General features: G+C 53.0%; 14 protein-coding genes. 8 read left to right on the top strand and 6 right to left on the bottom strand.

What is annotated here, in order from left to right; genetic code table 11:
- Positions 1 to 617: 617 nt before the first annotated feature.
- Entirely contained in the window at positions 618 to 4,067 is a 3,450-nt protein-coding gene (locus tag K3762_RS18955) for a glycosyltransferase (protein WP_260013042.1), read from the top strand.
- Positions 4,064 to 6,601, top strand: a complete 2,538-nt coding sequence (locus tag K3762_RS18950) for a DUF3131 domain-containing protein (protein ID WP_260013041.1) — start codon at positions 4,064 to 4,066, stop codon at positions 6,599 to 6,601. The genes K3762_RS18955 and K3762_RS18950 overlap by 4 nt, the downstream gene beginning before the upstream one ends.
- Positions 6,602 to 6,988: 387 nt before the next feature.
- Here the strand turns inward: K3762_RS18950 and K3762_RS18945 are convergent, their stop codons facing one another.
- The 5 genes from K3762_RS18945 to K3762_RS18925 form a co-directional block, all read right to left on the bottom strand.
- Positions 6,989 to 7,129 carry a hypothetical protein gene (locus K3762_RS18945; RefSeq protein WP_260013040.1) on the bottom strand — a complete coding sequence of 47 codons (141 nt, stop codon included), beginning with the start codon at positions 7,127 to 7,129 and terminating at the stop codon, positions 6,989 to 6,991.
- A 586-nt stretch (positions 7,130 to 7,715) separates the two neighbouring features.
- Entirely contained in the window at positions 7,716 to 9,056 is a 1,341-nt protein-coding gene (locus tag K3762_RS18940) for an HlyD family type I secretion periplasmic adaptor subunit (protein WP_260013038.1), read from the bottom strand.
- Entirely contained in the window at positions 9,049 to 11,202 is a 2,154-nt protein-coding gene (locus tag K3762_RS18935; protein WP_260013366.1) for a type I secretion system permease/ATPase, read from the bottom strand. Before K3762_RS18935 ends, K3762_RS18940 begins: the two co-directional genes overlap by 8 nt.
- A gap of 147 nt (positions 11,203 to 11,349) precedes the next feature.
- On the bottom strand, positions 11,350 to 13,458 hold the full coding sequence (locus K3762_RS18930; protein ID WP_260013036.1) for a type I secretion protein ATPase: 2,109 nt from the start codon (positions 13,456 to 13,458) through the stop codon (positions 11,350 to 11,352).
- Between the two features lie 144 nt (positions 13,459 to 13,602).
- Entirely contained in the window at positions 13,603 to 15,318 is a 1,716-nt protein-coding gene (locus K3762_RS18925) for a hypothetical protein (RefSeq protein WP_260013034.1), read from the bottom strand.
- A 673-nt stretch (positions 15,319 to 15,991) separates the two neighbouring features.
- On the opposite strand from K3762_RS18925, the gene K3762_RS18920 reads away from it, so the two are divergent.
- From K3762_RS18920 to K3762_RS18895, 6 genes are all read left to right on the top strand, one after another.
- The gene (locus K3762_RS18920; RefSeq protein ID WP_260013031.1) at positions 15,992 to 16,753 is read left to right on the top strand and encodes a response regulator transcription factor; all 762 of its coding nucleotides are present in this window, start codon (positions 15,992 to 15,994) and stop codon (positions 16,751 to 16,753) included.
- The gene (locus K3762_RS18915) at positions 16,753 to 17,256 is read left to right on the top strand and encodes a hypothetical protein (protein WP_260013029.1); all 504 of its coding nucleotides are present in this window, start codon (positions 16,753 to 16,755) and stop codon (positions 17,254 to 17,256) included. The genes K3762_RS18920 and K3762_RS18915 overlap by 1 nt, the downstream gene beginning before the upstream one ends.
- 196 nt (positions 17,257 to 17,452) lie before the next feature.
- Positions 17,453 to 18,478, top strand: coding sequence for a UDP-glucuronic acid decarboxylase family protein (locus K3762_RS18910; protein WP_260013027.1), 1,026 nt, complete (start codon positions 17,453 to 17,455; stop codon positions 18,476 to 18,478).
- Positions 18,475 to 19,473, top strand: a complete 999-nt coding sequence (galE, locus tag K3762_RS18905; RefSeq protein ID WP_260013023.1) for a UDP-glucose 4-epimerase GalE — start codon at positions 18,475 to 18,477, stop codon at positions 19,471 to 19,473. The genes K3762_RS18910 and galE overlap by 4 nt, the downstream gene beginning before the upstream one ends.
- Positions 19,474 to 19,534: 61 nt before the next feature.
- Entirely contained in the window at positions 19,535 to 21,307 is a 1,773-nt protein-coding gene (locus K3762_RS18900; protein ID WP_260013020.1) for a glycosyltransferase family 2 protein, read from the top strand.
- A complete protein-coding gene (locus K3762_RS18895) occupies positions 21,304 to 22,227 on the top strand; it encodes a glycoside hydrolase family 26 protein (protein ID WP_260013017.1) in 924 nt (307 codons plus the stop codon). The genes K3762_RS18900 and K3762_RS18895 overlap by 4 nt, the downstream gene beginning before the upstream one ends.
- 670 nt (positions 22,228 to 22,897) lie before the next feature.
- On the opposite strand, the gene K3762_RS18890 is transcribed toward K3762_RS18895, so the two are convergent.
- Positions 22,898 to 23,425, bottom strand: coding sequence for a hypothetical protein (locus tag K3762_RS18890; protein WP_260013014.1), 528 nt, complete (start codon positions 23,423 to 23,425; stop codon positions 22,898 to 22,900).
- Between the last annotated feature and the right edge of the window lie 396 nt (positions 23,426 to 23,821).

Here is a 23,821-nt window from a genome sequence, read left to right as displayed (position 1 = left end):
GAGAACTAAAAACTCAATGCGGATCATTGCAGGTGCTTGAAAGAGTGCGCTCATCTGACTGAAAATAAAAAACGGCTACAGCCGAAGCTGCAGCCGTCTCTGGGTTAATCGTGTGCTGTAGGGAACACGATCATTTTACAGTTGCTCAAAAAAATTCAATTTGGTCAACGATTCTTAATGAGATGATGGTCTAAAAAAGGCAAAGCCGCGCTGATGGCGGCGAATCGCAAAGCCACCTCTTTTTTAATTGGCATATCCTTCTCAATTTTTTTGTCACCAATTCAGCCCTATAGACTGCAGAGTTCCATGACGGGAAACAATGCCGCAACCTCAAGTTGAAAATCAGGCTAAAACCTGGCAACTTGATGACACACTCTCGCCTTTATCTATAGTTGTTGCTGTATAGATTTTGTGGCTACGTAAAGCATTTGGATTTCGAACGAGTTAGCGCGCGCCTATGCGATATAGGTGATCGCAAGCCAATTAGGATAGCGTCCGACTTGGTCGTGCTCCTTTAACTTTCAAACTCTGATCCGATCCCTCCTGCTTTAGCGCCGGGCTTCGGTCCTGCGCCGCAAAACACTCCTATACGACAGGTTGTAGATGCGAAGGCGTGAATGCGGAATATTTGTCGTCCAAAGAAAAACGCCGATAAGGCCGTGAGGAGCGAGCGAGGCTACCATAAGCCCCGCACGAACCGTGGGCTGTCAGATCGGGTATTTCTGGACCCCAGCCGTCGCAGGAAAACGCGCGTTCTTTTTTCGCTAGGGACTGTTGTTTTCGGTGCCATTGTTTGGCTGATGCTTTTTGCCATGACGGTGGGCTCGGATGGCGGCTTGGAAGCGGCCCTGCCTGAACCTATCAGCGTGTTAAAAGAGCAAAGCATGCGGTCTCACCCGCGACGTCTCCCCATGCAGGGGGACAATGAACCGCCAAACCTTGCAGCGATCGAGCTTCATGCGCAGCAAGAAGGTCTGAGATACCAGTGTTTGACAGGAGATGGCCCGGCGCAAAGGCAAAAGGTTTATGCGGTTGTCCCTGCCAAGCTCCCTTGGGCGGCAAAATCCCTCCGACAAAGCTGCGATACCCTTCATGTGGTCTTGCCCACCTGGTTTCATATCACTGTGGCCGCGGGGGAGGCACAAGTTGTTGGCGTAAGCTCAGGTACCCGTGATCCGCTGCTGGAGTATGTTGAAAAGAGTCCTCGAGTGAGCATTATGCCTCTGCTTCAGCTGGACGCCACCGCGACGAAGTTTTTGACGGCCCCGAACGGACCCATGCAAATGGCTGCGGTTCTGTCAGATTTCTTTGACCGCCCCTCTCAGGATGATGCCGTGACCGGGTATTGCCTGGACGCAAGCTCTTTGGTCCCTTTGACTATCGAAACCTTCAGCACCCTAGGTCGACAAGTAGCGACTGCATTAAGCAGGCAGGGCCTTACATCTTGCGTGAAACTTCCAAGCAGCACCCCGAACAGTCTTTTGGTCTTAGCGAACCGGTTCTTTGATACGGTCATCGTCAATGGCTACCAAGAATATTGGATCGGTTCCGCACCTCAGCCACTGGCAGATAAGAATTGGTTTGCAGCGCATGTGACGTCCCTTCAAAAGCATGTAGTACCTGAGAAGCTGGTCATTGAATTGGGGACCCACGCAGTCGATTGGGTCTCAGGCCGACCTCGGCCGGAGACCCAGTCTTTTGCGCAAACCATGTCTGCGCTGGCGGGAGAGGGGGGGAATGCAGAGTTTGCCCCCCAGGCCGGAAACACCCGGGCAAGCTATATCGATGCTAAGGGATTACAGCACCGGGTCTGGATGCTTGACGCCGCTTCGGTACAAAATCAAGTTCTTACCCTACAAAACCAAGGCGTCACTGCAATTGGTCTCAGTGGGCTCGGGTATGAAGACCCAGGAATTTGGGCGGTTCTCGACCAGACCACGCGCGACGCGGCACTCTCCGGCGAAAGCCTCAAAAACATCGTTCTATCAGACTACGTTGAGCTTTTAGGTCAAGGCCCCTTTGTCGCGCCGATTTCCATGCCACGTGTAGGCAAACGTACCGTGCTGATTGACCCCACCACCCATGAAGTCACCTCTGTAAGTTATAGCGAGATACCGCAGGCAGGGGCGGTGCGGCTTTACGGCGCTGGCGCGCCTAATAAGGTGGTTCTGACCTTTGATGATGGCCCTCATCCTCAGCACACCCCTGCCGCTTTGGATATTTTGCGCGAAACCCAAACGCCCGGCGCATTCTTTGTTCTAGGCAACAGCGCGATCGCCGCTCCAGATTTGGTAAAGCGCATTCTTGCAGAGGGTCATGAGTTGGGTTCGCATACCTATTCACACCCAAATATGGGCGAGGTCTCCGCCTCCCGGGCCCGGGTGGAAGTCAACTCCACGCAGCTATTGATCAACGGCATAACTGGCAAAAACATGCGGCTCTATCGCGAACCCTATATGCGCAGCGGAGGCCCAATTACCTCCAAGGAGGTCGCGTCTCTTATTCCTCTTGAGGATGCCGGATACATTATTGCCGGGATGGATGTTGTGCCGCGCGACTGGATCACTCAAACCGCTGATGAGCTGGCAGATGAGATTATCAGGCAGGTAGAGTTCAATGCTGGGGGCGTCGTGCTGCTTCATGATGGTGGCGGGGATCAGAGCCAAACCGTTGCGGCTCTCCCGCGGGTGATTTCTGAACTGCGGGGGAAAGGCTACACCTTCACCACCCTTGCGGACCTTCTGGGGGTTTCTCCCGACATGTTGCTGCCGGAGGGAAGCCGCGTAACATCGACTTTCGGCAGCATGTCCTTTTTGGCCGTGGGCAATAGCTGGTCTCTTCTTAAAATTACTTTCTGGACCGTATTCGGAATTGGCATTTTCCGCTCAGCTAGTCTTCTCCTTTTGGCGTCAAGACGCCGGCGCCATGTGGCATCCCCTTCAAAGCACGAGCCTTCGGTCACAATCGTGATCCCCGCCTATAACGAAGCGCGCGTTATTGAAAAATGCATCCGCAAAGCCCTTTACTCCGAGTATGGGGACTTTGATATCATCGTGGTGGACGATGGATCGACAGATGACACCTACGAGAAAGCGATCAGCTTTGCGTATCATCCGCTGGTTACCGTCCTAAGGCAGCCCAACCGTGGCAAAGCTGCAGCGCTCAACGCAGCTCTTGATGAGACACAAAGCGAAATCCTGATTTGCATTGATGCGGATTCCCAAATCGCACCTGACGCCGTGGGCTTGCTGGCTGCGCACTTCAAAGACCCTAAAGTGGGGGCCGCGGCCGGTCGTGTGGTGGTGGGCAATCGAGACAACCTCCTCACCCGCCTCCAAGCACTTGAATATATCACGGCTCAAGCTGTTGAGCGCCGGGCCAAAGAATATCTCAACGCCATTACCGTTGTACCCGGAGCGATTGGGGCATGGCGCACGACAGCTCTAATGGAAGCAGGCATCTTCTCCACTGAAACGCTGACAGAAGACGCCGACATGACGATGGCGATGATACGGTCGGACTATGAGGTGATCTATGAAGATCATGCGGTTGCAACAACCGAAACGCCAAGGTCTCTCAGTGCATTGATGACCCAGCGGCTGCGTTGGTCGCTCGGCATGATGCAAGCTGGCTGGAAGCATCTCGGCGCGACAGTAGAGCGTCGCCACTTAGGTCTCGTGGCCTTGCCGGACTTGGCGATTTTCGGGTATTTGATGCCCCTTATTGCGCCTTTGGCAGACCTATTTTTGGTGATCCTCATATTAGAGTTTTTTGCGAACTTTGACGCGACTGATCATGATTTTGCAAGCATCATAGCCAACCCGTTGCTTATCGCCTACTTGGCCCTGCCGGCGTTGGAAATCGCAAGTGCCATCATTGCCTTTCGATTAGACCCTACAGAAGATCGACGTTTGTTGCTCTTGCTTCCGGTGCAGCGGATCTTCTACCGTCAGGTCTTGTATGTCTCAGTCATCCGGGCGCTCTGGCGGGCCGCGACGGGATCTTTGGCCAGTTGGGGACGTGTAACGCGCGTGGGCTTTCAATTTGACCAAGCAAAGTTGACATGATCGAGCGCCGAACCTTTTTAAGGTGGGGAACGGCAGCACCGCTCTTGCTAGTACATCCCTCCGTGGGTCGTGGCGAGGCTGCCACCCCACAGAACACCCTCGTCGTGATCGACGATATGAACAGCGTCACCGACCCTGACCGCGCCGCGATTGTTCTGGACGCCTTTGCCCGCAAAGGATTGCCTGTAAGTTGTCTGGTTGACCCAGCCCCCCTATACGCAGGGCCTTTGGAGCCGGGCAGTGCGCTTTCTCAAACCCTAAGAATACGGCTGCAAAAAACACCCGGTTTGCTTCAGATCGTACCCGTGGTGAAAGATCTTGCGGGCATGACCCCCTACTTCCAGGCGCGCGCGGTCCACAACGCGCTCCATGCTTTGCGCGACGCCGTATGGGGCTCTGCGGATCACTCTCTCTATATAGCTGAAAGCCAAACCATTGCCTGCGATATGATGCCCACGACCATGGCTCCCTCGGGCGTTCGGGTTTCTGGCATTCGTAATGTCTTAATGCGCCCTCAGGTGAGCACTGAAGTCAGGCCTGAGGCTTGGGATGACGGCGTTGTCAGACTGGTTGGTGGTCAGCGCGTCCAACTGCAGCCTGCGCAGAAAACCTATAGCTTCCCCCAATCTCGAGCAGTGGAACGCGTTCTCTACCTTTCTGCGCAAGACTTCTTGACCATCCCCCTGGCAGGGCTTGCTCCCGCGGCCTCTGCTTTTGCGACCCAAGTTTTGCTCCAGACGGGCAATCATTGGGTCAGTCCGATTCTTGCTTCCGACCTCCAATTTCGGGACGCTTATACCTATAAGAGGTACATAGGACTGCATTTTGTTCTAGGGCGGAATGCGGCACCAGAGGACCAAGCCGCTTTGGCGGATTTCCAGCGCGAATTGGCGGCTGAAGGACTACCCTCAAGCTCTGGGCCAGAGACAACCTCAGACGCCGCTTTGGGGTATTGGATTCCTTTGCAGGAGGGGAAACCTTCACCAGGAACCTTAGATACTGTCGCACTCTTTGAGAAAGGGCGGCATTTGACCTCTCAGGCGCCCGCCGATGGCGGCTATGGGATTGCAACTGAACTTACCGAGAAAACCGGAGTAGGGCTAAATTCAAACAACATCTTGGGCCTGCCGACAGTGCACCTTCAAGATGTCGAATCAGCAAAGGAAACCTTGGAAAGGGCCCTTGGGACGACGGACTGTGTCCTCGCTATTTCCACGGAGCTTTTACAAAATCAAGCCTACAGACGTGTTCTCAAAAACGCCCTATACGCGATCGAGAATGACGGCATTTCCCGGCTGGTGTCCCTCCCAGACTATGTCAGGCACCTCGTTCCCACGGGCCCTTACATCACACATTTTCGCAGAACGCAGGCCTATCAGTCGCAACTCTCTAAGGCGCCCGTTGAGCCGAGTGCCGAAAGCCACGCCCGATTGCTGGCAGATGCCAAGGTTGCGTGGTCGTATTTTGAACGATGGACCAATCCAAAAACAGGTCTTTGCCCAGCCACCGTGAACTTTGCTGCTGGCCATCAAAGGCTGCATGAAACCGTGACAATGTGGGATGTGGGCAGCCATATCTTTGCGCTCATGGCGGCGGTAGACCTTGAGCTCATCTCGCCCAAGAAGTTCCAAAGTGCGATCGGACGAATTTTGCCCAACATTGCTGGCCGACGCTCCCAAGGGCGGCTGCTGCCGCAAGGGTGGATTGCGACAGACAAATTCAAATGGGGCAATCGAAACTTTGATGGGTGCGATGCTGGACGGCTGCTGGCAGCTTTATACAACCTCGATCTGCACCCCTTGGTAAAAGAACGCGCGGCCCCCACCGTCGCGCGTTGGGACCTAAAAGACATCGTTCAGGATGGAATCGTCTATTCCGTAGAGAACGGCGTACTGGAAACAACCTTTAGATCACATTGTGCGCACTATGCCGCCTGGGCCTTTCGGACCTGGGGGATTGAAGTGAAATCACCCTACGAAGTATTCCAAGGCAAAAGCACCCCTGATGGACAGATGGCCTTGCTGGAAGTCTGTGGGCGCATTGGGCCTCTTGGTGCGGAACCTCTGCTGATGGAAGCACTCGAGTTCGGCATGTCTCCTGAATCAGCATATCTCGCTGATGTCTTGTTGGCTGCTCAAATCGAAGAGCATAAGGAAACCGGAAGGCTCATCTGCGTCTCAGAAGGGCCTATTAACAACGCGCCTTGGTTCTTATACCAAGGATTGCAATTTGATGCGCAGGGGCGCGCTTGGGCGACCGATACAGTGGCGGGCTTAGACGCTCATCGCACGAAGGCCTTCCGCGATGAGCATCTCTCGATCAGCTCCAAAGCGGCCTACTTGTGGTCTGCGTATAAAGACCATCCGTTTTGCGACAGGCTGCTCACCGTAGTAAGAGCCAAGGCCAAGACCTCTAGTGGCTTTGCATCCAGCATCAACCAAAGGACCGGAGAGCCAAGCAAAACCTATAGCGATATCAATACAAACTCAGTCATCCTCCAATCTATCGCGCATATGTTGAAAGGGGATAGCTAACCCGCATATGTCGCAACCCACAGTCTGCTCCTGAAAAGCCCCCCACCTTCCCGGTTGCTTTCAGCAAAGGTTGGAAGTGAATGTGAGACGACACAGTATAGTGCAACGAGAGCAAATTTTCTTTGAAATTGAACCGGTTTGCGCGTGACGAAAATGGTGCGTTACAGTTGGCTGGGTTGTTGCGACCGCAGCGATTGTGACTTTTCCCCTCCCAAAAAAGACGATCCCACAGCGCCATAGGGCCATGCTACTATGCTAGCATGGCCCTATGTTCTCTCGGGAAAGACGCGGGAACCCCACCAGTTTGAGCGAAACATTCTGTGCAGTGGAAGATTTGAGCACATAGATCCGCTTTATGTCGCGTAGGAGAGATCCAAATGATACCGCTCAATGTTTTTGCTCAGTCACCGCCACTTTTCCATCTGCATTGCGTATGTAGTACTCACGCGCTTCATCTATAAACCCGTATAGCTCAACATATTTTATCAGTGCTTTTTCGAGCATCTTTATCCGTTCAGAGTCGCTCATGGTCCTTTGCCTTTCTGTTCGCGTCCGTTCTTTTATCGTTACCAGCAATGGCATGTTTGGACAGAGCGCGCATAGCTGCAAACCCAAAGAAAGCACCCTCTGCGGCACGCCGAGCCCTTCTTCCGGAACCCACCTCACCAGCCCACTTGCTTTTCCCCAGGCGCGCGCTGGCTTTGGCGCTTTGTTTTCCGGACGTTGAAACAACCCATCTTGGAGATCTCGATAAGTCAATGAGGCGACACTGCGCCCGTACTGCAGAGGGTGGAGACCATGACCCACTGCCTTCACGCCGCGACTGCCTTTAACCCTGACGATGTCCGTCCTGTAGAGTGGGGCATTGCGGTCGAAGAGCCTCCTCTTCCGTGGCCCCCGGTTCGCGCAATAAATCGCGGCCTGGCCGTGGCACGCAGATACCGCCGACGCCTTGTTCCGGCGCGTCAAGTAGATCGCCGGCCACTTCCAACATAAAGCCGGATTGCAGGACAGCGGCGTTCCATCCGAACTGACAGGGCCGATCCCTGCGACACCCATTACAACGAAACACCCTCCCGTGACTGTTTTCGCGCGCACTTTAAGCCTTACTCGTTCACTGTTCGCGGAAGGCGCGGATCATGCTGTCAGTAACGGGCTTCATAAGATACTGGATGAAGGTACGGTCCTGCGTTGTGATCATGATCTCGGCCGGCATGCCCGGCGTCGGGGTAAATCCCCGAACACGGTCGAGCTCTTTCGGTGGGACTGACACGCGGGCCACATAAATCTCTTGGGGGACGTCATTTGCCCGATCCAAAATCGCGTCGGCCGATACATAGTAAACCTGACCTTCTAGGATCGGTGTGGTGCGCTGATTTAGTGCCGTCAGGCGTACCGTTGCCTCCTGGCCTTTGCGTACGACATCAATCTCAGCCCGCGGAATCTGAACTTCGATGATCAGCGGCTCGCCGGTCGGGAGGATCTCTAATATCGCCTTCCCGCTTTCAATAACGCCCCCAGCTGTATGATAGTGTAGGCGCACCACGGTGCCCGAAACGGGTGCCACTATTTCAGCACGATGTAGAATACCTTGAGCTTTGCGCGTTTGCTCTCGAATACTTTCAAGCTCTGATTGCACCACCTGAAGTTCATCGAGAGCCGCCGCTTGCCGCTCATCGATGGTCTGTTCTATTTGAGACTCGTAGCGCATGGAAAGCGCTTGGGTTTCCTTGATTTCAGACTCGAGCCGCCCGATTTGTCCTGTGGCTTCCGCCATAGCGCGTCGCAAGGTGTTGTACTCTGTGCGCCGGATGAGGCCTTTATTTAATAGGGCCTCTTTAGCTTGAGAATCTTCGACTAAGATCTCAAGCTGTATCTTCGTCGCATTGAGCTGTTGTTCGTAGCCTTGGGCCCGCTCTCGCAGGCCATTTATGCTTTGCTGGAGCAGATTAACGTCATTTTGCAGCTGGCGTGTCGCCGCATCAAAAACAATCTCTTGTCCGTCAAGCATCGAAGCGATGTTGAAGTCACTCCGCAGTTGCTCAAGGTGGATAGGATAGATGAGCGCGTCCTTTTGATTGTATTCCGCAAGGATGCGGGCTTCCATGGCTTCTAGCCGCACCTGACGCAAGAACAGCTCCCTTTCTGTAGCTAAGGCAGAAGTTTCGTCTAAAAGCAGAAGAGGTTGGCCTGCCTCGACATCTTGACCTTCTTCGACAAGAATTTCCTTAATGATGCCTCCTTCGAGGTGCTGCACGATCTTGTTGCTACCTGTGGCGACAAAGCTGCCCTGGGAAATAACGGCGGCCGCCAAAGGAGCTTTGAAAGCCCAAAATCCAAAACCTCCAAAAGTAAAAGCCAGCAAGGAAAGCCCGAAAATAACCTGGCGCGTAATGGAGCGTGGTACCTCATCATACCATTCAGGTGGCTCTGAATAGACTACCAATTCACCCATTGCTCGGTCCTCCCTGATGGGGTGCTGGGGGATTGCCGTTGTTGCTCCGCTGGGAAAGTTGCTGGAGCACCTGCTGGCGCTCGCCAAAGAGCGCGATATTGCCGTCAGCCAAAAGCATGATCTTGTCCACGACACTCAGCAAAGATGGTTTTTGGGTAATCACTACGACCGTGATGCCTGCTTCGCCAGCACGGTGAATGGCATTGGCCAAAGCCCGGTCTCCAGCCGTGTCGAGGTTGGAGTTGGGTTCATCTAGCACCAAAAAACGTGGGTTTCCGTAGAAGGCACGCGCAAGAGCAATCCGCTGCTTTTGACCTCCAGAGAGGGGAGAGCCATCTGCTGCGACCATCGTTTCATAGCCGTGGGGCAGGGAAGCAATCATGTCATGCACATCTGCTAAGACAGCGGCGCGGTGAATGTCTTCGTCGCGCGCATCAGATCGCATCCGCGCAATGTTGTTCTTAATGCTGCCGGGAAACAGCTGCACGTCTTGAGGAAGGTATCCAAGGTTCTCGCCGAGCTGCCGGGTATCCCAATTGCGCAAATCCATGAGGTCGAGCCGCACATTACCAGAGGTCGGCAGGATTGATCCAACCAACATCTTGCCCAGAGTAGTCTTGCCAGCCCCGGAGTTGCCGATCACCGCCAGCGAGTCTCCAGGCTGCAGAGAAAAGGTAAGGCCATTAAGAACGACTTGTTTTGTACCTGCAGGCACATAGAGTAAGCGCTCCACATTCAACCGGCCTTCTGGCTGGGGAAGGCGTAACTTTTCAAACTTCTGAACGGCCGTCATCATTAGGTTCGCTACCCGCTGATATGCAGAGCGCGACTGGGAGAAACCGTTCCACCCCTCAATGGAGCCTTCGATCGGTGCGAGCGCGCGGCCTGCAATGATTGAAGCCGCAATCACCATGCCTCCGGTAATTTCTCCTTGGATAGCAAGGAAAGCCCCCCAGCCCAACATTGCGATCTGGGTGAGCAAACGGGCTCCACGAGACACCGCAGCCCAGATGATGTTGCGATCCTGAGCAATAACCTGAGATCGAAGGGAGGACGCCGTGTCCCGCCCCCAAAGCGTGACAGCCTCAGGGACCATTGCAAGAGCGTTAATGATCTGACTGTTGCGGGACATGGAATCGAGATGCATGTTGGCGCGCGCTTGAGCCATATTGGCTTCGGCAAAAGGCTTGGACGTCGCTTTTTGGTTGATCAAAGCAATCACCATTAAGGCTATTGCAGTCGCCACCACGATCATCCCTAGATGCGGGTGCACGAGAAAGATTGCTGCGATGAATAAAGGAGCAAAAGGAACGTCAAGAAAGGAGATCAGTGTGCCGGAAACAAGAAAGCTGCGCAACAATTGGAGATCACCCAGCGTCTGATACTGCCTCCCGTTATCATGGAGCGACGAATGCGCCGCGGCGCTCAACACCGGCCCCCCGAGACGGACCGCGACCTCAACGGCTGTGCGCATCAAAATAAAGCGGCGCACCGCATCGAAGATGGACTGCAAGATCACAGCGCCAGCGATAACCACCGTGAGCATGATCAAGGTGTCGATTGAGCGGCTCGTCAGCACACGGTCGGAGATCTGAAACAGGTAGATGGGGATCGACAGAACCAAGACATTGGTCGCGCAGGTTAAGATCATTACGAAGCCCATATTGCGCCGCACGATCTGCTTGCCCTTCCTAAGTTGCGCTGCGAATTGATCAGGCGCGCCGCGCTTGTGGAAGGTGGGCTTGCCCCCATTCCCACCGCCGCCGCCACCACCCCCGGTTCCACTCGGCGGCTTATTGCCATCACCGGACTTCAAGATCGGGCCAGTATCCCCTTCGATTTGGATGCCACCAAGTGTGGTTTTGCTTGGCTCTGCATGTTTGGCTTTTGCTTCGGCTGGCTGTTCGGGGGCAGCCTTTGCCTCAGCCCCTTGCGCCTCTCCCTCAGGCGCCTTGGGATGACTTTGGCTATGGTTTTGCGCGGAGCTTTGGCCAGCGGCGTCTTTTACAGGCGGGGCGTTTACAGAACTCTGCAAAGCGTCGGGCAGGGCCTCCGCCTGTGGTGCAGGCGAAGGAACTTCTGTTTTTGTCTGCGCGCCCGCATGCATCCTTTTGGCAGGTTCCGGCAGGGGACCCGCACATCGCATCCAAGGTGTCAAAAGAAATGCATTTCTGAACTCTTGCCCTGCAGGGAGTGCAGCCGAATAGCGCGAACGACTATTTGTTTTTAAAGTTTTAGAAGAGAAGGGGGGGACTGGAAAAGGATTGCGGTAATTCATATGCGCTCTGCTCTATCAGGCCAGCATTGTTTGCATCAGATCAGGGGATGCCATGCTTTCCGGTGAGGTTGGAACGATGCCGGGATCGTCCGATGAATGAGAGGGGTTGGTAATCATACCATCGGCGAGAAATAAGACCGCTTCATTTGCCAACGCTGGCATGAAAACCCCGGTGGGGTCAGAAGTCGTATCGATCAGATCCGCCTGATACAGCAGGGCGTCGCTGTAAACATCACCCTGTACGCGCACTTCGGAATCAGCGCCATAAACATTTATAGACGCAGAGTTAATTTCAGCATTCGACCCTGCATAAAGCTTCGCGGGCATGCCCGACTGCGCGGTAAAGGCATCAAGAGCCAAATGAACTTGATCACTGTCGCCCATAATATTGGTCTGCTCGACCCAATTGATGGTTTTAAAATCACCCTCAATATAGAGCACGGTCAGCAGATCATCGCCGGCGAATGCACCATCATGAGCGACATCCCGATCAATGGTCTGCGCGCCTTCTGCAAAAGCCTTGCTCGCGGCTGCGAAGTTTTCGGTCATCGCCCCGTAAGTATTGATGCCCACTGTGGAGATAGAGGCACCATTAAACAGCAAGTTACCACCTACTGAGATCCCGAACGGGGTGGCACCTGCAGCGGTGACACTGTCAAAATCCAGCATCACGTTCATCTGGCTGATCTGGTTGACCGTGATCAAATTGCCGCCAATCATAATGAGATCGTAGCCGTATCCGATCTCCGCAAGACTGGCCAAGTTAACAATGAGGTTCTCGCCCAGGCTGATGTAAGTGTTGGCTCCAGTGATTTGTACATCCGCGCGATCATTGTCAGTCATGAAGCTGTATTGCTGCACCCAGTTTACAGTCAGCACATCCCCTTCAATTCGCGTAACCGCCCAGTTCTTGGGTAATCCGGTGTAAATGTCCTCGCGGCTTTCGACTGCATTTTCAGAATCTGCATCGGAAGCCTCGGCGCCAGAAACCTGGGAGGTGTAGGACATCATTGCGATGTTGAAGGTGGCTGAAAGACTGTCCTGCATCACACCGTTAAAAGTGGCATGTTCTGCGAGCACATTGACCTGGCTGATCAAGTTCAACTCTACAACATCTCCCATGACAGATATAACGGGAGCATCGAGCCAAGAGACGTTCATGACCGCTTCATTGAGCATCTTATTGCCGCCGGTCACCACTTGGTGGCCATTATCGAGGCCAAAGAACTCAGCCTCATCAGAGGGTGCATTTAAACCCTCAAACGGGTCTTTATCTTCAATCCGCTCGCGACCATCTGGCGCTTGCGTATTCACTTCTGGTGACAGATCGAGATCGCTTGTGCGAACATTCGATGAGGTCCCGCTATCTTCATCCTCGACATCGTCATCGGCTCGTAAGAACTCAGGCATAACGTCTTCCAGCAAAGGCAGGGTGTCGACGGGCTCCCCCCCGACAAACATGCCGTAGGCCTCCGGTCCATGCAGCACCGCCACTTTTTCCCCAAGGCGGGACGTCTCGTCCGTCTGCCCCATAAGACCATGCAATGTTATAAAGGACGCAGCATCGTTGCCGTTGAAATCCAAAGTCGATTCCACTGTTAGGACACCCAAGATCTGTGCAGCTTCCTGAAGACCAGCCAAGGCGGCAATGTATACTGACGGATCATTGAACTCGGCACAGACACTGTTCATCCGAAGATGATCATTATCCTCCATCCAAGCGCGTTGCGCGCTCACCGTGACCACACTTCCCGGGGGTTCAAGGACCAGTAAAGGGCGTGCTGCGGGGAAGAAGGAAGAGTACCCCTGTTCGACATAGAGCTGAGGAAAGGCGTCCATCTGCCCGGGAACATACAGATCTCGCAGATTGATCGGGTCCGCATTTGCCAGCCAGATTTTGACCGGGGTTTCATAAGAAAGGGGAGTGTACTTTAACTCTGGATCAAAGTCCCTGAGCGTGTAGCGCAAATCAAAATGGACAGGCGCAATCTCCAGATCATCAAGCTCAGATTGAAGCTGCTGATATTTAAAGTCTCCATAAGCGTCGCGCAATCTTTCCGCTTCGACCGTGGTATGGAAAATACCAATTAGATGAGAAATGATTTCGGTAAATTTGTCTAACATCCTGCCAGTTCCATTTCTGCCATGTAAACAGTTGCGACACTGGGTTCCTTGTTAGTGCGGCAAGATGACGGAATGCGCAGCCCCCATCTTGGAATTAAAAACCGGGGCCCAACAAACGCTGAGCCCCGGAACCGTCATTTAAACCTATGCCCCATCGCCATCGTCGCCGATGTAGCTGGAGCTGAAGCCGCCGCCGACAACGGTCATATCAACAGTGTTGCCAAGCACGTTGGCACCCTGAACGATCGACATGTTGAAGGCTGTGGTGTCGATCTGCGAGGCAGCCGAGGCGAAGGATTCACCGGTCACGAAACCATCGTCGCCGTTGCCCGAACCCCATTGACCTGCGTTGCCACCAGCACCGCCGGCACCGCTGTACGCGTTACCGCCGGCACCACCGGTGCCGCCACCGGCTTGGACGCCACCGACAGTCGCTTGACCACCAAAGGCATTCCCAGTGTCTCCACCCCAAGAGTGCCCGCCGTAGCCTTCACCGCCGGCACCCGAATTGGCAGTATTGATGCCGCCGTTGCCTTGGGCATTATTCAATGCCGCAGACCATGCGCCTGCATCACCGCCGTCACCACCGTTGGCATTCCCACCGGCACCGTTACCAGCGCCTGAGCTGTTGGCGAGTCCAATTGAACCGGCATCACCGCCGTCTCCACTGTGACCAAGACCAAGACCAATACCGCCGCCGAAGGCATCAGCATCTGCAGTTCCAGTGGTGCCGCCGCCTGCGATGGGAATACCAAAGAGGCTTCCCGCGGAGCCACCATCAGCGTCGCTGGAATCTGCATCAGCGCCTCCTAGACCGACACCGACGCCAATGCCACCCGCATCACCGGAGTCACCTCCAGTTGCACCAGACCCTGCACCGGCCAGCCCGAGACCGAGGCCTGCACCGATCGAGGTTGCATCACCGCCGTCGTCACCATCAGCATCACTGTCAGAATCAGCACTGCCGAGACCGAGGCCGAGACCAAGCGCCGCAGCATCACCACCGGCTGCACCGGCACCACCGGCTGCGGACGACCCACCGCCGGCACCGCTTTGACCGCCACCGGCAGTCGCCGCGCCTGCGATACCAAGACCACCCAGGGCTCCAGCGCCGTTTGCTGCGCCACCTTGACCACTATTGCCACCAGCAGCACCCGCATCAATACCGTCCGCGGCAGTCGCATTGCCGCCGGCTGAGTCATTGTCTTGGTTGATCGTACCGCTGTTCTGAACGTTGCTCAGATTGTCGTTGTCATTGAGGTTGTTGGATTGGGCATTGACCGTACCCGCATCATTCCCTTCACCATTCAGGGCGTCATTGAGAATATCATCTAGGTCAAGATCATTGCCCGGATTGTAGTCAATATCCCCCTTGGCCATGATGAAATCATTCGCCGATGCCTGGTGCAGGTCAATGTCAGCAAAGTCGTCATCGTTGGGCATATACCCTTCCATGTTCATGCCGACCTCGACCCCAACAGTTGTCGTGCTGTTGTTGGTCATACCAGTGGTATTAGTTGTCGCGCTGTTGTTACTGGTCGTACTGTTGTTATTGGTATTGCTGTTGTTGTTGGTATTGCTATCGTTCGTCATCGTGTTGTCTGAATGATTACCATTGTGGTTGCCGTTCAGACCGAGATTGGCGTTTAGGTTGCCATTCCCGTTGCCATTGCCATTCCAGTTCTCAGAGGTCTGATCTTGGGTGGAGGTTTGATCTTGCTCTTGATCAGAGATCTGGCCTTGGCCTTGCGCCTGCAGGCCAAGCTGGCCTTGACCTTGCGCCTGCAGCTGGTCCTGCTCCTGATCTTGAGTGCCGCCGCCAAAATGGAAAATATTTCCGAAATTATTCTTGGTGCTCATTGTATTTCTCCCGTGGGGCACATGCCGGGTCGCTGCTCATTTCAAAAGCGACCATAGGGCTGTGCGTTTCTGTTGGATAATGGTTTGGCCAAGCATGAACCCTAAATCGGTCCAGGCACGGCACAGTAGTCGTCTCTGTTTTGGATGATGGTACCTCCCTTTTATTGCCTTTGCTTCAAATCGCGGGAGTGACATGACCTCTGATTCGGAACCTGAGGCACTCAAAACCGCCAACGCGCTCTGAACGGGGCGCGCGTCATCACAAAAAGATGACACGGAGAAATATCTTCAAAAAATAGGGAAAAACCTATCTAGCCATTAGAGCTAGATAAGGCGCATAAGAAGCCAGAGGTTTGATTCATAACCATATTTAACTATTTGCAAGCTGCAGCTTATGCGCATTCTGAACCTTCTAACTTAGAGCCCATATACCTTTCGATAGGAAATAAATCTGGAGACTATCAACCTAAGGTTGAAGTAAGCTCCCTGGCCCAAAATATGCGTAAATTTGTCTTAAATGTGTTATAGTCTAGGCCTAAAGGCGTATAATACGGCCACTTTCCGTGTGCTTTTAGTTGATAAGTGAATTAAGCCGCCATCTATATGGTGAGCAAATTAAACTGCGGCGAGGCAGACAGGCATAGAACGTTGTAACCTTATTAGGAACAATGCTATGCGCGATTTTGAATATACTATATCTGATAAAATTTCATGCTTCTTCATTGGGAACTCTCACGATTTTTCAGATACTTTGGTAAAGTTGGCTGAAGCGAACCTTGAAGATATTACCTTCTACCGATTAGCTTCCATCGAAGCTTTGCTTGCGTTGCCGATAGATCGAACTGATAGAGTTCGAAGCATTATCTTGAACCAGTCTATGATAGAGGCTTTAAAGGCAGAGCATTCTTCGCTTCTTGAGCGTTTTCCCAATGCGGCAATTGCATTAGCTTACCGGCAACCTAAGTGCGCGCAGAATGCGCTGAGGGAGATAAGGGAACACCGACCACAAGCGGACCTTTCTTTCCTACCAATGAACCGGGATGTAGATCGTTGGTTAACCCTATTACAACTTTTGATCTGCGGTGAGAACTACATCCCTTCTGAACTTTATGTACCGATACAAACCGATCAACTTAAAACTGAAGAAGGTAGCCCTCGCTCTCAGACTTTGCTGAATGCAGCAGTTCAAGAGAGGCTGAACCTTCCTGACCCAACCCTTAGACCTGTAAAAGATGGGCTGACTTGCCGGGAAATGCAGGTGCTCACCTGTGTTGCTGAGGGCAAGCAAAACAAAATTATCGCGGATCGGCTGGGCCTTTCAGAGCATACGGTAAAGCTTCATATACATCACGTCATTTCAAAACTCGGTGTCAACAACCGCACAGAAGCGGCAGTATGGTTTTTAGAGCAAGCTAAGTCCGAGCTAAGGCCATAATGATGGAGGAAGCAGGCCAACATGTTCAGTTTGACGATTTCCTGCTGCTTGTCGGAAAGCTCAACTACACATGGACAAATACCGAGAGTCTGTTGATCCACTTCATCGCCGGATTATCACGCGTTGATAAAGAGACTGCTACTGTTATATTTCTAACGCTAAACACCACACGTGCTCGGATCGACCTGGTTGAACGTTTGTCAAAGCTGGACAAAATATCCGGGGACCAAAGGTCCGCGGTTTTAGATATTACCAGTCGGCTTTTAGGGCAGGCAAAGCTACGGAACCGGTATAATCATTGCATTTATGCATTCGATGCGGAGGGAGGAAGCCCTCGCACGATCCTCATGCGTATCGCCGATCGTAAAGAAACCTTAAAGATGGGACAGTCTCACCCTCTTAACGATGCTGCTGCCGAGGATATCGAAGTAGCGATCAATGAGCTCACGCACATTAACCATGCGATTTGGCAGGTGATTCAACGCTTTGACTTCCCCCGTTAGACTTACTCAGGCAGTGCGAGCCTATGCTAACCTTATTGTTAGCTTCACAGGTAAGATTTTGATTTTAAACTAGTATCATCGACTTCGGCCGACACACAGAAGGGTACGGCCTTTGAGAGTCAAGTAGATCGATTTAGGGCGGGTCAGGTCACTAAAACGGCTTTGACCAACCAATGGTTTGATACTGGAGGACATCATGATCCCGCAGACGCCTCAGCTTCACGTAAGAGATTCCAGCGGCAGGCCCAATCCCTGTCGGCGGATCTTGGTTGCAGGAGGCGCAGGGTTTCTCGGAAGCCATTTGTGCCACACACTATTGCATGAAGAACATATTGTCATCTGCATGGACAATTTTACGACGGGCCGAATGTCGAACATCGCGCTCATGCTAAACGATCCGAATTTTATCTTGGTCCGGCACGATATAGTTAATCCCCTCCCGGATATCGGCCTTGTCGATGAAATCTACAACCTTGCTTGTGTTGCCTCTCCTAAAAAATATCAAATTGATCCCATTCATACATTCAAGACCAATATCTGGGGTGCGATGCACCTTTTGGAACTTGCGGTGGCCTGTAACGCTAAAATTCTGCAGTCGTCCACTTCAGAAATATACGGGGACCCGCAGATCACTCCTCAGCCCGAGAGCTACCGAGGCTGTGTTAACACAATGGGACCTCGGTCGTGTTATGATGAGGGCAAACGTGCCGCCGAAGCTCTGTTTTACGATTACTGCAAGACACAGGACGCTAGAATATGTGTGGCACGTATATTTAACACCTATGGCCCATCCATGTGCCCAGCTGATGGCAGAGTGATTTCAAATTTCGTAGTTCAGGCTTTGTCTGGCGCCCCTCTCACTATTTACGGCGACGGAAATCAGACGCGGTCATTCTGCTACGTCAGTGATATGATAGCGGGCTTGATGGCGCTAATGGCCGCACCGGATACTCAAACCGGCCCTTATAATCTAGGGAACCCAGAAGAGTTCACTATAAACGAACTGGCTCATCAGATTATCGAACTTCTCGGCCTCTCCCCGGTGGTGTGTTATGTGGAACTCCCACAGGATGACCCCAAACAGCGCTGTCCCGACATCACAAAAGCCCAAAAAGATCTACACTGGTCTCCACGCATTTCTTTGGCAGAAGGGCTGCTTCACACAGTACCTTACTTTGAGACTGAGCTCGGCCAGGTAACAGATCTTCTGGTCGCAGAATGACCTCTCCGGTGGATATATGTGTGACAGGCGGCGCCGGCTATATTGGAAGCCACGCCTGCTATGCGCTCGGTCGCCAAGGGCGCCCTGCGCTTGTGCTCGACAACCTTTCTACCGGGAACCGCGGCGCTGTTCGATGGGGCCCTTTGGCTGAGATCGATCTGCGAGATACCGCAGGACTTACAGAAGCTCTGCGAGAGCATAGGATTAAAACAGTCCTGCATTTTGCCGCTTCAGCCTATGTCGGAGAATCCATCCAAGACCCAATAAAATACTATGATAACAACGTCGGGGGTATGATATCTCTGCTTAAAGCTTGCGCAATGACTGAGGTGCGCCACTTCATTCTGTCGAGCAGCTGTGCTACTTACGGTATCCCTCAAAGCAGTCCAGTCACCGAGACAGCGTTACAGCGCCCTATCAGCCCGTATGGGCAAAGCAAATTGGCCTGTGAAGTCATGTTGCGCGACATTGCAGGGCAGACCGGAATGGCTTTTGCGATCTTGAGATACTTCAACGCCGCGGGGGCTGACCCAAGTGGCGCCTTGCGCGAAACACATGACCCCGAAACCCACCTAATTCCTCTAGCGCTTTCAGCCACCCAAGGTGCGCAACTCGCTCTGTTTGGGACGGATTACGACACACCTGACGGAACTTGCCTACGCGACTACATCCATGTGGATGATTTGGTGCAGGGGCATCTCCTAGCTTTAAAGCACCTAAAGAAATTCGGCGGTGACCTCACCCTGAACCTCGGCAGCGGGAAAGGGGTTTCCAACAAGCAAGTCATCTCCCTCGTGGAAGAAATAACAGGCGCTTGCGTGAACTTGCGCCTCGCGCCCCGACGCCCAGGTGACCCGCCCGCTTTGACGGCCGATATCACTAAAGCCCGCCAAATCTTAGGCTTTGAACCGGGCCGTTCGGATATTTACACCATTGTAGCGGACGCTGCGCGCAGCTTTGGACTGTTAAAGGTGCAAGATGCGAAAAGCGCTTAACTACAAGTCCAGTGACTTCCGACAACCTCTCTTGGAAGGACCTTTAAAGAGGCGTTATAGGTTGTTAGCCATCCTGTGGCTGCTTGCCTCTGTATTCTTTTGGCATTGGTGGCTCCAGCCGGAACATTACACAATCTGGTATCTTTATATTCCCGTAACCTTATGTGTGACTTGGATTTTTTTCATCCAAGCTTACTTCATTTGCCTTTTCTTACGCTCGCATCAAACCACCGGCACACTGGCACATCTTGGCCCGTGCCGGGTCGCGATGGTGGTGACAAAAGCACCGTCAGAACCTTTTGAAATCGTTAAGACCACACTCAAAGCTATGCTTGCCCAAACCGTGATCCATGACACTTGGTTGGCGGACGAAGACCCCGATCCGGAAACCCTAGACTGGTGCCGCGCCAAAGGCGTCCATGTATCCACTCGCAAAGGGATGAATGCCTATCACAATAAGAGTTGGCCGCGCCGGACACGATGTAAAGAAGGTAACCTCGCTTATTTTTATGATCATTATGGCTATGAGCGATATGATATTGTCTCCCAACTCGATGCCGACCATGTCCCACATCCCGAATACCTGCATGAAATGCTCAAGCCTTTTGCTGACCCCGAAATTGGCTATGTCAGCGCTCCCAGTATTTGCTCGCGCAATGCACCACACAGTTGGGCTGCAAGGAGCAGGTTGCATACCGAGGCCGTCTTTCATGGGGTCGTGCAAGCTGGATATGCGAATGGCTGGGCACCTATGTGTATTGGCTCACATTATGCTGTGCGAACCAAAGCACTGCGCGCGGTCGGTGGGCTTGGACCTGAACTTGCCGAAGACCACTCGACATCCATGATCCTCAATGCCGGCGGCTGGAAAGGCATGCACGCAATCAATGCGATTGCCGAGGGGGAAGGTCCACCCACCGTCGCTGATCTCATCGTGCAAGAGTTTCAATGGTCGCGCAGCTTAATGACTATCTTGCTGCAACATACGCCTCGCTACTTTGCGCGCCTATCCGCAAAGCAAAAATTGCAGTTCGTTTTCTGCCAGCTATGGTACCCGCTCCTTGCAAGCTTTATGGCGCTGATGTTCGCCCTGCCAATAATCGCACTGGTCTTTGATGTGCGCTATGCAGACCTTACCTTTCCCGCCTTCCTACTTCACGTCTGGCCCTCGATCATTATTATGATTGCCCTTGTCTCTTGCGTACGGGCTGATGGGTTTTTCCGGCCGCACGATGCCAAAGTGCTCGGATGGGAGAAAATGCTCTTTGCGCTTATCCAATGGCCTTGGGTGATCTTGGGAAGTTTAATGGCTGTACGCGATACGCTCACCGGCAGCTTTGTAGATTTTCGTGTGACACCAAAGGGCGGACAAGATGTGCAGATGTTAGGCTGGGCAGCGCTGCTCCCCTATCTCGGCCTAGCACTTATCTCCGTCTTTCCCGTGTTGCTGGTAAAGCAAGCAGACGAGGCAGCTGGTTTCTATATTTTCGCTTTAATCAACGCCGCACTCTATACGGCAGTGTTCATGGTGATCCTGTTCAAGCACCTAAACGAGAACGAATTGAACATTGAGGGCTGCACCCGTCGAACACTCGCGCAATTTACCTGCGTGGTGCTCACAGCAACATGCATCGTTTTTGCCGCGGGAGAACGCGGCAATGCTGGTCTGATTGCTCTTACTGAGACGCGCAGCACAGTCCGCATCTTCACACCCACCTATGTTGTGACTGGCGCAGGGCAGGGCGGCGACGGCTCCCCTTATGTCATGGTCTACAATCACAGCTGGTGGTCGCAATTACTCAATGCAGTTACCCTGAAAGGAGGCACGAAATGAAATCTCTTCGTATGTTCACCCCCAAATGGACATCTGCACCTAAAGCAGCATCACTTCTTTGTGCTCTTATCTTGGGAACTACGTTGCCTGCACAAACCGTCCCTCCAGGGGATCTCCCGTTCGGCGTCTATGACCCGAATGGCGACTTTTCGGAGTTGAAAGGAGTCTCAATTGAACACCTGTTCCTCCCTTGGGAAGACGTACTGCTGCCTAGCTTGTTTGAAGCAGAAACCTACGCAAAAGAGCGCAACCGGACTCTGTTGGTAACAATTGAGCCTTGGACATGGTCGCGCGATGATCGCAATAGCCCCACAGTCCTGCGCGAGGGCATTCAAAATGGCACCTACGATGCCACGATGCAAAACGTCTGCTCTGCTTTGGGTCAGCTTGATATCCCGATGACGATCCGTTGGGCGCAAGAGATGGAGGACCCCAGTGGCCAGTTCATCTGGTCTAATTGGCGCCCGGAAGACTATATCTCCGCGTTCCGCCGGATGAACGCCATTTGCCGCGGCAACGCACCAACCGCCCGCTACATGTGGTCCCCGCTCGGATATGAAAACCTCGCAGACTATTATCCCGGAGACGATGTCGTAGATGTTGTGGGGCTCTCGGTGTTCAGCTTCGAGCCGTGGGAGGAGGCAATACTCGACCAAGCACAAACCTTCGAAGATATTTTCGGCCCCCGATATGAGCGGGCAGTGACCTTTGGCAAACCTATCATGGTCGCAGAGCTTGGGTTTTCTGGTGATGCGGAACATGTCGCACAGTGGAACGCCGATATTCGGACAATGAGTGCGTCTTATCCAGAACTCGAAGCGGTCGTCTATTTTGCGCAAAAGGAAGTTTATCCTTGGCCGGACGGCTTTGGTTATCCCGATTGGCGGCAAACCGCCCATGTCTTGCCAGGGGGGCGCTAAGTAGCTTGGGAAATACTCTCCTTATAACGACTTAAAGAGCTCTTCTCCTAAGCCCACAGCGCTCTGAAGGCGCTACTTGCCTCCGTAAAATGCCGGTCCCAAGTACAAGCTGCATAGACCAGACGCATGGGCGCCTTGACCGTAAACATCATATCCGCATAGTTGCTCCACTGTCATTCGAGGCAAGCCAACATCAGAAAGGCTTGCCCGAGTTTGAGGAGAGCAGTTGTGAACAGGAACTTGGCACGCCGGTCCCGGCGCGGTATTTTTGCATTTTCAGCGATGTTAGCAGTCGTTTTCGGCACCGGTTTTGCCGAGCACGCAATGGCGCAGGCAACTAAGACAGCGTCCGCTGCTTCCGGCACGGGCGGCTATATTTGCACCCCCGCAGGCTTTGGTCAAAAATCTAAATGTTATCGCCGCTAACACGGCAATAAACTGAAGACATTCATGAATGTCCTACTGCTTTCCAGGAAAAGACTTCTTGGAAGCGGGTTAAACAGTACTGCGATGGTATCAACGCTAGCATCAACTTGGCGTGCAGCGCTCAATTGAGTTCCGATACGATGCTCAACCATCAAAAGGCAAAAAAGGAAGACGCAGGCCTTGGGGGAAGGCCCGCGCCATTTCTCAGCCTAGTGGTGAGAGGCCGCCAGAGAAAATATCGCGTTTAGGGGTCAATCTTGTTCCCAGAAGTGTTCACGTTGGTCAGGCTCTCTGCCACGACATCCGCAAAAGTTGAAACCATTGCAACATAGAAATCAGTCTCTGTAGGCAGTATGTTAACAAAACCTTCAGGCGCGATCGTATCACCGGTGTAGGCCGAAATTCTTACCGGAAAACTTAGTCCTGCATTCTCTCCCGTAGGGCTGGTTATATTAACAATACCCTCCAGTTCATTGAACTCTCTGCTTTCAGGAAGCATCGTCGCACCATTCAGTGCAATCTTACGGATGTCGATCCTGATTTGCGGATCGGCGCCATCGCTGCTCAATGGTACACGTTGAGCGACCTCCCCGCGCAAATCCTCTTCGATGTTGGGATAGAAATCTAACGCGTTGCTCTCGGAAGCAGTTGCGACAGTAGCCTCAACATCAATCTTAGAAATACGAAGGTCTTCTGAGGCATATGCGGCCGCGCTGAGCGCGAGAGTGCTGACACTGGCTGCAAAAACAATAGTCTTAAGCTGAGCAAACATGATGTACTCCTGAATGCAGTTTATTGCCGCAGGCCATTCCTGAAGCAGTAGGTACTCATTGGAGAACCTCCAAATCCATAAGTAGTTCCCCTTAAAAGACCTGAACGCTCACAGTGCACTGTGCCTCACTCTTAAGCATTGTCGTTAGTGATATAGTTGCTGACAACCTTTAAGATGCATCACGAAGTCATAGCCGAGGGTAAGGGAAGACACGGCGGCGCGAAGAGGAAAAGCTATCGATCCTCGGTTAGATCAGCCTAATGGCACAACAGTCAGCGATGTCGCGCGAGCGCCCATAGCATTACACGCCAGCATGTCTATCAGTAGCCCCAAGGTATTTCTAACTTATACACTTAAGTGCACAACCAATATATGCGCTGTGGCGAATATTGACCC

The sequence above is a fragment of the Sulfitobacter sp. W074 genome, from assembly GCF_025142275.1.
Lineage (GTDB): Bacteria > Pseudomonadota > Alphaproteobacteria > Rhodobacterales > Rhodobacteraceae > Sulfitobacter > Sulfitobacter profundi.
The sequence above is the reverse complement of the archived record's forward strand: the minus strand, read 5'-3'. Positions and strand labels throughout refer to the sequence as shown.

Excerpts from the sequence above, each read along its gene's own strand:
- K3762_RS18950 (WP_260013041.1), top strand. The coding sequence starts at position 4,064 with ATGATCGAGCGCCGAACCTTTTTAAGGTGGGGAACGGCAGCACCGCTC.
- galE (WP_260013023.1), top strand. The coding sequence starts at position 18,475 with ATGACCTCTCCGGTGGATATATGTGTGACAGGCGGCGCCGGCTATATT.
- K3762_RS18940 (WP_260013038.1), bottom strand. The coding sequence starts at position 9,056 with ATGGGTGAATTGGTAGTCTATTCAGAGCCACCTGAATGGTATGATGAG.
- K3762_RS18930 (WP_260013036.1), bottom strand. The coding sequence starts at position 13,458 with ATGTTAGACAAATTTACCGAAATCATTTCTCATCTAATTGGTATTTTC.
- K3762_RS18925 (WP_260013034.1), bottom strand. The coding sequence starts at position 15,318 with ATGAGCACCAAGAATAATTTCGGAAATATTTTCCATTTTGGCGGCGGC.
- K3762_RS18935 (WP_260013366.1), bottom strand. The coding sequence starts at position 11,202 with ATGCGATGTGCGGGTCCCCTGCCGGAACCTGCCAAAAGGATGCATGCG.
- K3762_RS18910 (WP_260013027.1), top strand. The coding sequence starts at position 17,453 with ATGATCCCGCAGACGCCTCAGCTTCACGTAAGAGATTCCAGCGGCAGG.
- K3762_RS18895 (WP_260013017.1), top strand. The coding sequence starts at position 21,304 with ATGAAATCTCTTCGTATGTTCACCCCCAAATGGACATCTGCACCTAAA.
- K3762_RS18955 (WP_260013042.1), top strand. The coding sequence starts at position 618 with ATGCGGAATATTTGTCGTCCAAAGAAAAACGCCGATAAGGCCGTGAGG.
- K3762_RS18920 (WP_260013031.1), top strand. The coding sequence starts at position 15,992 with ATGCGCGATTTTGAATATACTATATCTGATAAAATTTCATGCTTCTTC.
- K3762_RS18915 (WP_260013029.1), top strand. The coding sequence starts at position 16,753 with ATGATGGAGGAAGCAGGCCAACATGTTCAGTTTGACGATTTCCTGCTG.
- K3762_RS18890 (WP_260013014.1), bottom strand. The coding sequence starts at position 23,425 with ATGTTTGCTCAGCTTAAGACTATTGTTTTTGCAGCCAGTGTCAGCACT.
- K3762_RS18945 (WP_260013040.1), bottom strand. The coding sequence starts at position 7,129 with ATGAGCGACTCTGAACGGATAAAGATGCTCGAAAAAGCACTGATAAAA.